The organism is Nitrospirillum bahiense (genome assembly GCF_007828025.1).
Classification (GTDB): domain Bacteria; phylum Pseudomonadota; class Alphaproteobacteria; order Azospirillales; family Azospirillaceae; genus Nitrospirillum; species Nitrospirillum amazonense.
Map to the genome: position 1 here is coordinate 320,556 of NZ_VITO01000005.1, position 13,844 is coordinate 334,399.

The following is a 13,844-nucleotide window of genomic DNA, read 5'->3' on the forward strand; positions in this document are numbered from 1 at the left end:
CAACGGCGCCGGAAGATGGCTTAAGACGGGGCGCGTGGCCTTGATCGTGATCATCACGCCGCCTTGACCTTGCGGATGGTGGTCCAGGCGACCAGGCCCGGCAGGAAGACCACCAGGTCGCGCAGGCGGCGGGCGGCCGCCAGGGCCAGCGCGGCGGGCGCGTCCAGGCCCAGCGCGCCACCCAGCAGCAGGAAGGCGCCCTCCTGCACCCCCAGGGCGCCGGGCACGACGAAGGCCGCACTGCTGACGGCCTGGATCAGGCCCTCGATCACCAGCGCCTCGACCAGGCCCATCGGATGGCCCAGGGCCCACAGCGCCAGCCAGATCTCACCCGACCCCAGGGCCCAGCCCAGCAGCTGCCACAGGAAGCAGCCGGTGATAGCGCCGGTGCGGCGGTACATGGCCTTGGACGCGCGATCGATGCGGGCGCTGTGCGCCATGATGCCGGCCAGGCGGCCGGACGCCGCCTTGTCCAACAGGCCGGTGACCTTGGCGAACAGGCCGGCGCGCTGCACCAGGATGAACAGCGCCACCAGCGGCACCATGGCCAAAAGCCCCAGCGTCACCTGGCCGGCGATGCCCACGGGGCCCTTCAGCGCCACCAGCAGGCCCACCGCCAGCAGGGAGAAGCCCAGCTGGCTGAGGATGGAAATGGCCATGTCCACCACCAGGCTGGCGGCGGCGGGTGCGACACGCACCCCATCCAGGCGTAGGATGCGGAAGGACACGATCTCCCCCCCGATGCGCGCCACGGGCAGCAGGCCGTTGACCGACTCGCGGATCCAGACATTGCGGGCCATGGCGCCCAGCGAGGGGCGCGTGGCCCCGGGCAGCAGCACCTGCCAGGCCCGGGCGTTGGCCACCATGGGCACGGCATGGAACAGGCCCGCCGCCACCAGGCCCACGCCGGCGGTCTTCAGCAGGGCCCACAGGGCGCTGGTGTCCTCGCGGGCGACCAGCACCACGGCCAGGACCAGCCCCAGCAGGGCGAACAGGCGGGCTGCCTTTTCCATCGGGTGGGGGCCTATTCCAGGGTGATGGGCAGATCGCGGAAGCCGCCGCGGGGAAAGGCGGCGGCCAAGGCGTTGACCTCGGGATCCAGCAAGGCGGCCAGCTCATCGCGGTAGCGGTAGCCGGGCGCGCCGCCCGGCACGTCGTCGCTGACGGCGGGGTGCAGGTAGATTTCCGTGATGCCAGGCGGCAGGCGGGCCAAGGCGCCGCGCAGCTTCTCCGCCGTGACGGCACCGGTCCAGGCCAGGCCCAGCACCTGGTCGGGGGCGGCTAGGCCGGCACGGCGCACTTTGGCCCGCAGCAGCTTGGCCCAGAGGCCGGTGACGCGGTGCAGGCCCAGGTCGGCCTGGGGCGTCACGGCACGGATGACATCGGCCGGTTCCACCGGCACGCGCATGGCACGCGCCCCGTGGCGTCGCGCGGCATCCAGCAGGATGCGGCCCACGGTGGGGTGCAGATGATAGTGCTTATGGGCGTTGACGTGGTCCAGCTTCAGTCCGGTGGCGCGGAAGGCCTGGAACTGCGCCTCCACCTCGGCCGCGACCTGGGCGGCGACCTTGGGGCGAAAGAAGATGGACGCCCCGACCTTGGCCAGGTCGTTGCGGAACAGGCCGTCGGGCCCCACCAGGTCGGGAATCCGCTCAGGCGGCAAGAAGGGCTTGCCGTCCACCAGCACGACATGCAGGCCCACCGCCAGGCTGGGCTGGGCATGGGCCAGCGCCACCGCCGCGTCGGCGGCGGCCCCCGCCACCATCAGGCTGGCGGCGGTCAGGATGCCATTGAGGTGGGCGTCGATGACCGCGGCGTTGACGGCGGCCGACAGGCCGAAGTCATCCGCCGTAACGATCAGGCGCCGCCCCGATCCCCCATTGCTGGGGGTCGCGGCGGCGCCCGGCGTGGATACGGACATGAGAAGGTGTGTCCTGAACCCGAGGTAGTGGGCGCCGCATCGATCCCCGGCAATGGTCGGCGGGGTCGATGCCGGCGCCCGGCGCTTAAGGGCCGGCGTTAGGCGGCGTTGCGACGTTCACGCAGGAACTGCCAGAACTCCACGCCCTCGCGCAGGCGGCGCTTCATCATATCCTTGTCACGAACCATCTCGCCGACGATGGAGGCGATCTTGCCGCTGCGGAAGTAGAACTTCTTGTAGAAGGTCTCGACCGAGCCGAAGATTTCGGAGTGGCTCAGGTGGTCGTAATGCAGCGGGGCGATCTGCACGCCGTGCTCGTCCACCAGCTCGGCGTTCGCGTCGTCCAGCCAGCCATTCTCGATGGCCTGCTGGTACAGGAAGGTGCCGGGGTACGGGGCGGCCAGCGAAACCTGGATGGTGTGCGGGTTGATCTTCGCCGCCCACTTGATGGTTTCCTGGATGGTTTCCTTCGTCTCACCGGGCAGGCCCAGGATGAAGGTGCCGTGGATCTGGATGCCCAGCTCATGGCAGTCCTTGGTGAACTTCTCAGCCACCTCGACGCGCATGCCCTTCTTGATGTTGTGCAGGATCTGCTGGTTGCCGGACTCGTAGCCGACCAGCAGCAGGCGCAGGCCGTTGTCGCGCAGCACCTTCAGCGTCTCGCGCGGCACGTTGGCCTTGGCGTTGCACGACCAGGTGATGCCCAGCTTGCCCAGTTCCTTGGCGATGGCCTCGGCGCGCGGCAGGTTGTCCGTGAAGGTGTCATCGTCGAAGAAGAATTCCTTCACCTGGGGGAAGTTCTTCTGCGCCCACGCCATCTCCTCCACCACGTGGCCGACACTGCGGGTACGGTAGCGATGGCCGCCCACGGTCTGGGGCCACAGGCAGAAGGTGCAGCGCGACTTGCAGCCGCGGCCGGTGTAGATGCTGAGGTAAGGCGCCTTCAGGTAACCGATGAAGTACTTCTCGATTTCCAGGTCGCGCTTATAGACCGGGGTCACCCAGGGCAGGCTATCCATGTTTTCGAGGATCTCGCGGTCCTCGTTATGGACGATCACGCCCTCGGAATTGCGGAAGGACAGGCCCTTGATGTCCGACCACTTCTTGCCGTCGGCCACGTCCTTGATGGTGAAGTCGAATTCGTTGCGGGCGACGAAGTCGACGATGGGGGCCTGGGCCAGGCTCTTGTCCGCCTCGACCGCCACCTTGGCGCCGATCAGGCCGGCCTTCAGGTTGGGGTTGACGGCCTTCAGCGCCTCGATCGTCGCCACGTCCGACTTGAACGACGGGGTGGAGGTGTGCAGCACCACCATGTCGAAGTCTTTGATCTGCGACGTGATTTCGGACAGCTTGGTCTTGTGCGGCGGGGCGTCGATCAGCTTGCTGTTCTCGATCAGCGCCGCCGGCTGGGCCAGCCACGTCGGATACCAGAAAGACTTGATCTCGCGGCGCGCCTGGTAGCGCGAACCGGCGCCGCCGTCAAAACCATCGAAAGAAGGCGCCTGAAGAAATAGCGTCCGCATCATGACCCACCATTTTCGCCGACCGGCACCATTGTGCCGTCGGATTTGACCGAAAAGCGCTGTCCGCGCCAACTCACACGTCGAATGCCAAAGCTGGCAACGAACACCAAAAATGACAAGACGTCTCTAATCAATCCAGGCCATCGCGGCCGGGACCGTGTGATCCGTGCATCAATCGTCACCTGAAGCACGAGACGGGCGGCGACCGCAAGCCCCAGCAGCAGCAGGGACCACGCATGCCAGCCCGCGAAAATTGCACCGATGAGCGCCAGGGGCACCGAGTGGGTGACGATGGAGCCGGCGTAGCCCCCGGGGTCCAGGCCCCGGATGGTGCGGGCCCAGCGCAACTCATGAGTCAGCACCGCGCCCAGACTGGACTCGGGCGCCAGGTGCCCCACCACGAAGGGCGGCACCGCCACGGCCAGCCCCAGCGCGCGCACCGCCATGCCCATGGCATGGTCGTCCGCCAGGATGTCGCGGAACGCGGCGAAGCCGCCGATGCGCCCCAGCGTCTCATCCGTCAGGGCGATGGTGGAGCCGAAACAAGGCTTGGCCAGCCCGAGGCGCAGCCCGACCAGCACATTGGGCAGGAAATGATGGTCCACGGCGCGGGCCGCCTGGTCCTGCCAGAAGGAGCCGGCATCCACCGGATCGCCCCGGTATAGACAGGTGACCAGCCCAACGCCCGGACGCGACAAGGCGTCCACCACCCGCGCCAGGTAATCGGGACCCACGGCGATATCGCTGTCGGCCAGCACCAACACCTCATGCCGGGCGATCGCCATCAGGTTGATGACGTTGGAAATCTTGGCATTGGCGCCGTGGCGGGTGGTATCGACCACCAGATCCAGGCGCACCGGGCTGCCTGCCGCCTCAAGCTCGGCGATCAGGTCCTTCACGATGGCGATGGCGGGGTCGTCATGGGCCTGGACGCCGCACACCACCTGCACCGGCCCCGCGTATTCCTGGGTGGTCAGCGCCCGCAGGCGGGCCGCCAGCCCCGGCTCCGCCCCGTGCAGGGGCCGCAGCACCGTCACCGCCGGCGCGGGCCCGCCTGGTCTTTCCCCGCCCTCGCCCTTCCCACCCCCACGCGGCGCGAAGAAGCGCCGGGCACTGTCCGCCGCCGCCAGGGTGTAGAGCATACCGACCACGGACATCGCCCCGAATCCCCAGCCCAGGGCGTCAGTCAGCAGGGTGCCCAAGGCGTCGGTGGACGAGAACGGCATTCCGCGCGGAACTCTCAAATAGAAGCGGCCCGGCGACCCGGTCCGATGATGTCTCTGTGCCCGTGGTCTTAACGTAAGCGCGCCGCACACACCAGCGGACGTCATCGTGGTGCGGATCAGCGCTGCATTGCGATACACCGAACGCGAACGCGCATCCTGTGACGGCGGACATAGCCCGCCCCGTCACACGCGTTATTGCCTTTGCCGGTCATCCATCGACCGGCATATTGCGCTGCACGCTCCGATATTACACTTCGGGAGTGCATTTCCAATCATGGTGGTCGACACCATCATTTGTTATCCAAAGTGTCGCACCCTGGCGTCGTGGCCCCACCGGGCAGGCGGCGCGGTCCCCGGTTCCGCATCCCGCAGGAAAGTATGGCCAGCATGATCAGACAGTCCCGCGCGGCCCTGGCCGCCTGCCTCCTGACGGGCTTCATGCTCGCCGGCTGCGCCGCGCCGCCCAACGGCGGCCGTGACGAGCTGGGCGTGGTGGAGCCTTGGGATCCGATGGAGAACGTGAACCGGGTCACCTTCGACGCCAACATGTGGCTGAACGACAACGCCATCGGCCCGGCGGCCCAGGCCTATCGCTGGGCGGTGCCGGAGTATGTGCAGTTGCGCCTGCGCCACGGGATCGAGAACCTGGGCGAGCCGCTGATCTTCGGCAACGATCTGGCCCAGGCGCGCATCAAGGCGGCCTTCACCACCTTCTGGCGATTCGTCTTCAACAGCACCATCGGCCTGGCGGGCATGTACGACGTGGCGACGGACATGGGACTGACGCGCCAGACGGGCGACGTCGGCCAGACCCTCTATGCCTGGGGCATGCGGCAGAGTCCGTATTTCGTGTTGCCCCTGTTCGGACCGTCCACCGTGCGTGATGGCGTAGGCCTGGGCGTCGAGTTGTGGGCCGACCCCACCGGCCGTGTGTTCGACCACGCCGACGGCGGCGACGCCAACTATGCCATCGGCGTGGTGGGTGGCCTGGACAAGGCCCGCAACCTGGAAACCCTGGACGAGTTGCGCAAGGGCACCATCGACTTCTACGCCCTGCTGCGCAGCGTGTGGCTGCAGAACCGCCAGGCCGCGTTGGATGAGGCCATTGGCGTGACCACCAACAACATGCCGGCGATTCCTTAAGCGGTTCCTCAGGCGCCGGCGGGGCCATCTGGCCCATTGGCTACCTCGGCTCGCGCCCTGCGGTGCTCGGCATCCGGCGAACGCGGTCGCGTCCTAATTCAATCGTGCCTCAGGCGCCGGCAGGGCCATCCGGCCCATTGGCTACTTCGGCTCGCGCCCTGCGGTGCTCGGCATCCGGCGGACGCGGTCGCGTCCGTGCGGCATGAGCGCCCGGCAGATCAAATCTCGCGAATACACAAGAAAGAGGCCCGGCCCTTCCCTGCGGAAAGACCGGGCCTGATTCTTAACGGCAGCGTGAGAGGCTCAGGCGCCGGCCAGCAGTTTTTCCGCCTGCTGCTGCAGGCCCTGGATCAGGGCGTCGGCACCACCCTGCTGGATGGCGGCCGAAAACTCCGAGCGCCGGGTGGCCAGCTGGCTGATGGTGCCATTGAGATAAACATCGACGATGCGCGTCTGGTCACCCTGGCCACGCATCAGGTAGTTCAGCGGCACCGGCGGCTGGCCGTTGGGGGTCAACTTGGTTTCGACGATCTTGTCGGCTCCGCGCGCCTTGGGCGTGGGATCGACGTCGAAGACCTCGCCATTGAAGCCATCGAACTGGTTGGCGTAGGTGGCCACCGTCACCTTGGTGAAGGCGTCGATGGCACCCGTCTGCTGGTCCGGCGTGAACTTCTCCCACGCCGGGCCGACGGCCAGGCGGGTCATGGTCGCCAGGTCGAACGTCGACTTGATCACCGGGTCCAGCTTTTCCGCACGGCCTTTCACGCCCAGCTGCTTCGCCTGCTTCATGCAGCTCAGCAGCGTGTCGTAGAAGCCCTTGACCTTGCCCACCGCCGGATCGGCGGCTTCCGCCGTGGCGGGGGCCTGCTGGGCCAGGGCCGGCAGCGTCGTGCCGGTCATGGCCAGGGCCACGAAGGCCGCGGCGATGGCTTTACCCTTGAACGCGGTGACCTTGGTCGTCATGCGGTCCTCACCTGAGCGTTGGCCCCCAGCGCCTTGAGCACGGTGTCGATGATGCCGTTGGCGTTGAGGCCGGCCTCGTCATACTGCTTGGCCGGGTTGTCGTGTTCCTGATAGCGGTCAGGCAGCACCATGGGACGGAACTTCAGGCCGCTGTCGAACAGCCCTTCCTCCGCCAGGAACTGCATGACCTGGGCGCCGAAGCCGCCCACCGAGCCTTCCTCGATGGTCACCAGCACCTCGTGCTCAACCGCCAACCGGCGCACCAGTTCCCGGTCGATCGGCTTGGCGAAGCGTGCGTCCGCCACCGTCGTCGACAGGCCCCGCGCCGCCAGATCCTCGGCCGCCTTGCACGCCTCGCCCAGGCGCGTGCCCAAGCTCAGGATGGCCACCGTGTTGCCCTCGCGGACAATCCGGCCCTTGCCGATGGGCAGAACCTCGCCCTTCTCCGGCATCTCCACGCCCACGCCCTCGCCGCGCGGATAGCGCAGCGCGATGGGGCCCGCGTCATAGGCAACGCTGGTCGCCACCATGTGCACCAGCTCCGCCTCGTCCGCCGCCGCCATCACCACCATGTTGGGCAGGCAGCACAGATAGGCCAGGTCGAAGGCCCCGGCGTGCGTCGCCCCGTCCGCCCCCACCAGGCCCGCCCGGTCCATGGCGAAGCGCACGGGCAGGTTCTGGATCGACACGTCGTGCACCAGCTGGTCGTACCCGCGCTGCAGGAAGGTCGAGTAGATGGCCACGAAGGGCTTGTACCCCTCCGTCGCCATACCGGCCGCGAACGTCACCGCGTGCTGCTCCGCGATGCCCACGTCGAAGGTGCGCGTGGGGAAGGCCTGGCCGAACAGGTCCAGCCCCGTGCCCGACGGCATCGCCGCCGTGATCGCCACCACCTTGTCGTCGGCCTTGGCCTCCTTCATCAGGGCGTCGGCGAAGACACGGGTGTAGGTCGGCGCGTTCGCCTTGGCCTTGGCCTGGGCGCCCGTCACCACGTCGAACCGGCCCACCGCGTGCAGCTTGTCGGCCGAGGCCTCCGCCGGGGCGTAGCCCTTGCCCTTCTGCGTCACCGCGTGGATCAGCACCGGGCGGCCGTTCGGCTCATCCCGGATGTTCTCCAGGATGGGCACCAGCTGGTCCAGGTCGTGCCCGTCGATGGGCCCGACGTAGTAGAAGCCCAGCTCCTCGAACAGCGTCCCGCCCATGACCATGCCCCGGGCGTATTCCTCCACCCGCCGCGCCGCGTTCTGCAGCGGACGAGGCAGGTGTTCCGCCACCTGGCGCCCGATGTCCCGCAGGTGGCGGTACTGGCTGCTGCTGACCAGCTTGGCCAGGTAGCCCGACACCGCACCCACCGGCGGCGCGATCGACATGTCGTTGTCGTTCAGGATCACCACCAGGCGCGAGCCCAGGGCCCCGGCGTTGTTCATGGCCTCATACGCCATGCCGGCCGAGATCGACCCGTCGCCGATCACGGCGATGACGTGGTTGTTCCCGCCCGCCAGGTCGCGCGCCACCGCCATGCCCAGCCCGGCCGAAATGGAGGTGGAGCTGTGCGCCGCACCGAACGGGTCGTACTCGCTCTCCGACCGCCGGGTGAAGCCCGACAGCCCGCCACCCTGGCGCAGGGTGCGGATGCGGTCGCGCCGCCCCGTCAGGATCTTGTGCGGATAGGCCTGGTGCCCCACGTCCCAGATGATGCGGTCCGCCGGCGTGTCGAACACGTAATGCAGCGCCACCGTCAGTTCCACCACGCCCAGGCCCGCACCCAGGTGCCCGCCCGTCACCGACACCGCGTCGATGGTCTCGGACCGCAGCTCGTCCGCAACCTGCCGCAGCTGCTCAGGGCGCAGCGCGCGCAGGCGCTCAGGCGTCGGACACTGGTCCAACAACGGGGTCTTCGTCGCCATTCATCGGCTCCCAAATAATTCTAACCGACCTCTTACGGGCCGGTGACAGACAAACACTTTTGCACAGATCGTGATAAATCACGACTCTCGGTCGATAAGCATGAAGGGCAGGCCGCGCAACGAATCCGCCGCCGGACCGAAACCATCCAGACGGGCCGCCGCTTGCTCGGCCAGTTCCACCACCTTGGCACGGGCGGCGTCCAGGCCCAGCAAGGAGATGAGGGTCGCCTTGCCCTGCGCCTCATCCTTGCCGACGGTCTTGCCCGCCTTGCCGGCGTCGCCGGTGGCGTCAATAAGATCGTCGGAGATCTGGAAGACAAGGCCGAAATCCGCGGCGTAGTCACGCAGCAGGGCGCGTTCCGCTTCGCTGGCGCCGCCCAGGATGGGGCCGGCCTCGCAGCAGAATTCGAACAAGGCGCCGGTCTTGAGCTTTTGCAGCGTCAGGATTTCGTCGTAGCCGAAGTCGGAATTCGGCGCTTCCATATCCATCATCTGGCCGCCGATCATGCCCAGCGTTCCGCCGGCCTGGGCCAGCTTGGCGATCAGGGCGCAACGCACGCCCGCGTCGGCATGGGCCGCCGGCTGGGAGAGCACCTCGAACGCCAGGGTCAGCAGGGCGTCACCGGCCAGCAGGGCCGTCGCCTCGTCGAACTGGACATGGGTGGTGGGCTTGCCGCGGCGCAGGGTGTCGTCATCCATGCAGGGCAAGTCGTCATGCACCAGGCTGTAGGTGTGCACCATCTCCACCGCCGCGGCGGCCTGCAGCCAGTTGTCCTCGGACACGCCGAACAGGGCGGACGACGACTTAACCAGGAAGGGGCGCAAACGCTTGCCGCCGGCGAATACGGCGTAGCGGGCGGCTTCCTGCACCCGGCCGATGTAGCGGGCGGGGGTGGGCAGCAGCGCTTCCATGCGCTGTTCGGTCTGGCGCGATGCGAGGCCCATGGCCTCCAGCAATTCACGACCCGAGGGGTAACGGCCCGAGGAAGAGGGTGCGGCGGAAGAAACTAGGCCGGTCACTTGAAGAAACCTCGAAGATGATGACGCGTCGTATAAGCTGGGCACACTCTGCCAGCCATCTGCCAGTGTCAATTACTGGCGACCGCAGGGCGCCGTTGCGTCGCACGTAACAAGAGGTTGGTCAGGAATGAACACGCCGGCGATGGTTCCGGGAAATTATTCCACCAGACTGGGCTTGGCGGTGTCGGCCGACACAGACGAAACCGAAGGAGACTCGGCGGCCTCATCATAAGGCAGATCATCCGGCACGGTCCGGGCCGGCCAGCGCTCAGGCCAGGGACCGGTCAACAGGGCGGCCACGCTGTCCGCCTCCAGCATGCCGCCCCGGCGGATCCATAGGTCCCGCTCAGGACCCGAGGGCACGCTGGCGGCAACGCGATAGCATTGCTCGGCGGCGCGCAGCAGCGTCCATTGCTTCGCCTGACCCATCGATGACACCCCGATGATCCAGCCTTGGCACCGGCGCGGCCGGCGGACTGGTTCTTTGGGCGCCGTCCCGTCCAGGCCGGCGACCTTTTTCGTGAAGAGGCGAGCGTAAACAACCACGCCGTCGGCGGCAACGCCCTTCATGCCACCGGGAGCTGAAATCCGTAGGTGACGGCGCACATACCCGCCAGGATTCGAGGCGGCACGCATCGTATTGCTATAAAATTAATGAAAAATTAGAATGCGCATCAGAATAGTTCCAGCGGCAGGGCCGATCTGAGGATACGGCCCAAAAAATTTGTACCCGAACCATCGCTAAAACCTTTTAATAGAAAAGATTTTCTATGGCAGACCTGGATGCGAGCGTTGGAGTCGTCGCCCCGCGTGTGGTTTTGGTGGAAGACGATGTGGACCTTCGGGAATTACTGGCCCACTGCCTGAGCAGCCAAGGCCTGGCGGTCACCACGGCGGGCTCGGGCCTGGAGTTGTACCAGCAGATCGCCAAGGAGCCGGCGGACATCGTCATCCTGGACATCGGCCTGCCCGACCAGGATGGCTACGCCATCGCCAGCTTCCTGCGCGCCAATACCAACATGGGCCTGATCATCCTGACGGCCCGGTCGCGGGTGGACGACAGGCTGAAAGGCTTCACCAGCGGCGCCGACCTGTACTTCGTGAAGCCGGTGGATTGCCGGGAGCTGGCCATCGCCGCCACCAACCTGGCGCGCCGCCTGGCCGCCGGGCCGGATGTCAACGATCTTCCCAGCCTGCAGGCCCCATCCTCCAGCGAGCCCTGGGTGCTGGACAATGCGCGCTGGTCCGTGCTGTCGCCGCGCGGCATGGCCGTGCGCCTGACCGCCAAGGAATTCGACCTGGTGGTGGCCCTGACCCAGGATCCGGGCCGGGCGGTGGACCGCACCGCCCTGCTGGAAACGCTGGATTACGCCAACACGGTGCAAGGCAGCCGGGGCCTGGACGCCCTGGTCAGCCGCCTGCGCCGGAAAATCGAGGCCGCGGTGGGTGAGGCCTTCCCTATCCAAACCGTCCATGCCAAGGGTTACCTGTTCTCCGCCCCCATCAAGCAGCTGTAGTCCCCCACCGCACCATGACCGCCACCGTCCCATCCCCCGTAGCGCCCGCCCGGCGGCGCCCCAGCGGATGGCCAGCGGGGGGATGGCCACGGGGCGGGTGGCTATGGCTGTGCATTGTCGCCTTGGCGCTGCTGTGTGCCCCGCCCGCATGGGCCGAAGCTGGCCTCGACGGCTGGAAGGCGCCGCCGCTGCGCCTGGGGGCCGAAACGCGGACGCTTCCCATTGCCGGCCACCTCGAATTCCTGATCGACCCTGATGGGTCGCTGACCCTGGCCGACGTGACGGGTGGCGACGCCAGCCACCGCTTTCAGCCCCTGGCCGCCAATCTCAACCGCGGGTTCACCCTGACCGACACTTGGGTCAGGATGCGCATCGTGCGGCCTCCGGACAGTGACGATACCTGGTACCTGGAACTGCTGCCCAGCTTCCTCGACATGGTGGAAACCGACGTCGCCTTCACGGCGGTCGATGCGCCGCCGCCGCCGGCCGAGGCCTATGCCCGGACGGTGCAGGGCGACAGCGAGCCCACGGCCAACCGCATGCTGCGCTTCCGCAGCTTCACCCAGCCGCTGGTCTTCGACGGCGCCGGCCAGGCCTGGATCTATGTCCATGTCCACACCACCAGCGCCACCATCCTCAGTGGCCAAATCTATCGCCTGATCCCGCTGATGAACCACGTCAGCATGCAGTCCATCTGGTTGGGCTTCGTGCTGGGCATGGCGGTGGCGGTGCTGATCTCCAACCTCATCCATAGTTATTGGCTGCAGGAGCGGGTTTACTTCTACTACGCCCTGTACCTGATCAGCCTGATCGGACTGGCGTTCGGATCTTTCGGCGCGCTGGCGCAGATCCTTCCCGGGCCCGCGCCCAAGCTGGCCAACCTCATCACCGGCACCAGCGTCTGCGGCGGCATCCTGGCCGGCGCCCTGCTGACGGAGGAGTTTCTGAACCTGCGGCGCACCCTGCCGCTGATCAGCCTACTGAACCGCATCCCCATCGTTCTGGGCGCCCTGGGCATCGTCGCCACCTTCGCCGGCTATTACACGGTGGCCGGCGCCACGCTGGCCACGGTCACGTCGGCCTATATGTTCATCTATATCGGCAGCGCCATCTGGCTGGCGCGGCGGGGGCATCCCGGCGCCTTGATGTACAGTTTGGCCTTCGGCTCCGCCTGCATGGCGGCCCTGATGGGCTTCATGCGCACCCTGGGCGTGATCCCTGAGATCAGCCTGACCGAGGCGGCGTCGCAGGCGGCGTCGCTGGTGCATATGATCCTGATGAACATCGCCATCGCGTCGCGCGTGCGTCGGTCGGAAAAGGAGCGGAAGGAGGCGCAGGCCGCCGCGCTGTCGGCCTCCGTCCATGCCGAGCAGCGGGCCCTGGACATGGTGGCGCTGCGCACCCGCGAGCTGTCGGCCGCCAAGGAAAGCCTGGAGGAGGCCCTGGCCGCCGAGCGCCAGGCGGTGCGCGAGCAGATCCAGTTCATCGACATGGTGTCGCACGAATACCGCACGCCGGTGTCCATCATCCGCACCGGCATCGACATCCTGCAGATCAAAGGCTCCGCCGCCTTGGCGGAGGGCGCCAAAGGCCATGACCTGCTGAAGCGTATGGGCCGGGCCGTGGACCGCCTGGTGGAAATCATCGAAGTCGGCCTGCGCCGTGAGACCGACCGGTCGCCCGGCCTGCACCTGGAAACCCAATCGCTGATCCTGGAAGAGGTGGTGGCCGAGGCCGTCCGGTCCCTGCGCGCCTCGCACCCCGAGCAGGCGGTGCGGTTGGAGGGCGTGGTGCCGAACGAGATTCAGGGCGACCCCGCCCTCCTCAAGACATCCATCCTCAACCTGCTGGAAAATGCCGCCAAGTACGGCCCGCCCGGCAAGCCCATCCGGGTGGAACTGGCCCAGACGGCCACGCGCAGCACCGTGCGGGTGATCGATGCCGGCGCCGGCGTGCCGCCGGCCGACCGGGAGCGCATCTTCGGCAAGTTCGTGCGCCTGTCATCGGCCGAGCGCGTGCCCGGCATCGGCGTCGGCCTCTATCTGGTGCGGCGCATCGCGGAACTGCACGACGGGCGCGCCTATTACGACCACACCCGCCTGGACGGCTGCTGCCTGGTGGTGGAACTGGCGAACGCCCCGCTGCCCCGGGGATAGGGGGCCGAGAGGGCTGGAGGTCAGCCGCGGCCGGCGCCCACCACCACCTCGCTCACCTGGATGGTCGGCGACAGGGTGGTGTAGTTGGCGATGTCGGCCACGATCTCCTCGGCCACGGGCCCGAAGGCGGCCCAGAAACTGTCGGCGGACTCGGCAAAGATGTGGCACATGGCGACATAGGCCGGCGCTTCGCTGGGCGGGGCGCCGGTCAGGCCCTTGTCCACCGTGTAGAACAGGCAGGCGGCGCCCAGCTTTTCCTGGACCAGCGGCATGTGGCGGTCCCGATAATAATCGTGGTCGAAACGGGCGCCGGGTTCGTTGGCGTACAGCACGCTGACTTTGATCATGGCGTCGTCCTGGCTTTGGTTCAGGCTATGGGGATGCGCCAAGGTACGCCGGCCGCGGAAGCCGGCGTATTGTCCTATGGTTGTATGGCCACTTCACCTTTCTTCGGCGCAGGGCTTAGCC

General features: G+C 67.4%; 12 protein-coding genes. 3 read left to right on the forward strand and 9 right to left on the reverse strand.

Annotated features, from left to right (window positions below):
* Window positions 1–53: 53 nt before the first annotated feature.
* The 4 genes from FBZ88_RS09800 to hpnI form a co-directional block, all read right to left on the reverse strand.
* The gene (locus FBZ88_RS09800) at window positions 54–1,013 is read right to left on the reverse strand and encodes a lysylphosphatidylglycerol synthase domain-containing protein (RefSeq protein ID WP_145616625.1); all 960 of its coding nucleotides are present in this window, start codon (window positions 1,011–1,013) and stop codon (window positions 54–56) included.
* Between the two features lie 11 nt (window positions 1,014–1,024).
* Complete coding sequence (gene hpnK / locus FBZ88_RS09805; protein ID WP_145616626.1) at window positions 1,025–1,921, reverse strand: hopanoid biosynthesis-associated protein HpnK; 897 nt, start codon at window positions 1,919–1,921, stop codon at window positions 1,025–1,027.
* 98 nt (window positions 1,922–2,019) lie between these two features.
* Entirely contained in the window at window positions 2,020–3,447 is a 1,428-nt protein-coding gene (hpnJ, locus tag FBZ88_RS09810) for a hopanoid biosynthesis associated radical SAM protein HpnJ (protein WP_004272974.1), read from the reverse strand.
* The gene (gene hpnI, locus FBZ88_RS09815; RefSeq protein WP_145616627.1) at window positions 3,444–4,670 is read right to left on the reverse strand and encodes a bacteriohopanetetrol glucosamine biosynthesis glycosyltransferase HpnI; all 1,227 of its coding nucleotides are present in this window, start codon (window positions 4,668–4,670) and stop codon (window positions 3,444–3,446) included. The genes hpnJ and hpnI overlap by 4 nt, the downstream gene beginning before the upstream one ends.
* A gap of 387 nt (window positions 4,671–5,057) precedes the next feature.
* Between hpnI and FBZ88_RS09820 the strand changes: the two genes are divergently transcribed.
* Window positions 5,058–5,813: an MlaA family lipoprotein gene (locus FBZ88_RS09820; protein ID WP_186464306.1), complete on the forward strand. Its 756-nt coding sequence runs from the start codon at window positions 5,058–5,060 to the stop codon at window positions 5,811–5,813.
* Between the two features lie 303 nt (window positions 5,814–6,116).
* On the opposite strand, the gene FBZ88_RS09825 is transcribed toward FBZ88_RS09820, so the two are convergent.
* The 4 genes from FBZ88_RS09825 to FBZ88_RS09840 all read right to left on the reverse strand — a co-directional run bounded on the left by FBZ88_RS09825 (window position 6,117) and on the right by FBZ88_RS09840 (window position 10,132).
* Window positions 6,117–6,776, reverse strand: coding sequence for an ABC transporter substrate-binding protein (locus tag FBZ88_RS09825; RefSeq protein WP_145616629.1), 660 nt, complete (start codon window positions 6,774–6,776; stop codon window positions 6,117–6,119).
* Window positions 6,773–8,683, reverse strand: a complete 1,911-nt coding sequence (gene dxs / locus FBZ88_RS09830; RefSeq protein WP_145616630.1) for a 1-deoxy-D-xylulose-5-phosphate synthase — start codon at window positions 8,681–8,683, stop codon at window positions 6,773–6,775. The genes FBZ88_RS09825 and dxs overlap by 4 nt, the downstream gene beginning before the upstream one ends.
* Before the next feature lie 78 nt (window positions 8,684–8,761).
* Window positions 8,762–9,628 (reverse strand): polyprenyl synthetase family protein, encoded by an 867-nt coding sequence (locus FBZ88_RS09835; RefSeq protein ID WP_081486708.1) that lies wholly within the window; start codon window positions 9,626–9,628, stop codon window positions 8,762–8,764.
* 231 nt (window positions 9,629–9,859) lie between these two features.
* A complete protein-coding gene (locus FBZ88_RS09840) occupies window positions 9,860–10,132 on the reverse strand; it encodes a hypothetical protein (protein ID WP_145616631.1) in 273 nt (90 codons plus the stop codon).
* Between the two features lie 341 nt (window positions 10,133–10,473).
* Between FBZ88_RS09840 and FBZ88_RS09845 the strand changes: the two genes are divergently transcribed.
* On the forward strand, window positions 10,474–11,220 hold the full coding sequence (locus FBZ88_RS09845) for a response regulator transcription factor (protein ID WP_145616632.1): 747 nt from the start codon (window positions 10,474–10,476) through the stop codon (window positions 11,218–11,220).
* A 122-nt stretch (window positions 11,221–11,342) separates the two neighbouring features.
* Window positions 11,343–13,376, forward strand: coding sequence for a sensor histidine kinase (locus FBZ88_RS09850; protein WP_186464307.1), 2,034 nt, complete (start codon window positions 11,343–11,345; stop codon window positions 13,374–13,376).
* 20 nt (window positions 13,377–13,396) lie between these two features.
* Here the strand turns inward: FBZ88_RS09850 and FBZ88_RS09855 are convergent, their stop codons facing one another.
* Window positions 13,397–13,723 (reverse strand): EthD family reductase, encoded by a 327-nt coding sequence (locus FBZ88_RS09855; RefSeq protein WP_040847536.1) that lies wholly within the window; start codon window positions 13,721–13,723, stop codon window positions 13,397–13,399.
* Between the last annotated feature and the right edge of the window lie 121 nt (window positions 13,724–13,844).

Bases quoted from the DNA above. Each gene is read 5' to 3' on its own strand.
- FBZ88_RS09800 (WP_145616625.1), bottom strand. From the start codon at position 1,013: ATGGAAAAGGCAGCCCGCCTGTTCGCCCTGCTGGGGCTGGTCCTGGCC.
- hpnK (WP_145616626.1), bottom strand. From the start codon at position 1,921: ATGTCCGTATCCACGCCGGGCGCCGCCGCGACCCCCAGCAATGGGGGA.
- hpnJ (WP_004272974.1), bottom strand. From the start codon at position 3,447: ATGATGCGGACGCTATTTCTTCAGGCGCCTTCTTTCGATGGTTTTGAC.
- hpnI (WP_145616627.1), bottom strand. From the start codon at position 4,670: ATGCCGTTCTCGTCCACCGACGCCTTGGGCACCCTGCTGACTGACGCC.
- FBZ88_RS09820 (WP_186464306.1), top strand. From the start codon at position 5,058: ATGATCAGACAGTCCCGCGCGGCCCTGGCCGCCTGCCTCCTGACGGGC.
- FBZ88_RS09825 (WP_145616629.1), bottom strand. From the start codon at position 6,776: ATGACGACCAAGGTCACCGCGTTCAAGGGTAAAGCCATCGCCGCGGCC.
- dxs (WP_145616630.1), bottom strand. From the start codon at position 8,683: ATGGCGACGAAGACCCCGTTGTTGGACCAGTGTCCGACGCCTGAGCGC.
- FBZ88_RS09835 (WP_081486708.1), bottom strand. From the start codon at position 9,628: ATGGGCCTCGCATCGCGCCAGACCGAACAGCGCATGGAAGCGCTGCTG.
- FBZ88_RS09840 (WP_145616631.1), bottom strand. From the start codon at position 10,132: ATGGGTCAGGCGAAGCAATGGACGCTGCTGCGCGCCGCCGAGCAATGC.
- FBZ88_RS09845 (WP_145616632.1), top strand. From the start codon at position 10,474: ATGGCAGACCTGGATGCGAGCGTTGGAGTCGTCGCCCCGCGTGTGGTT.
- FBZ88_RS09855 (WP_040847536.1), bottom strand. From the start codon at position 13,723: ATGATCAAAGTCAGCGTGCTGTACGCCAACGAACCCGGCGCCCGTTTC.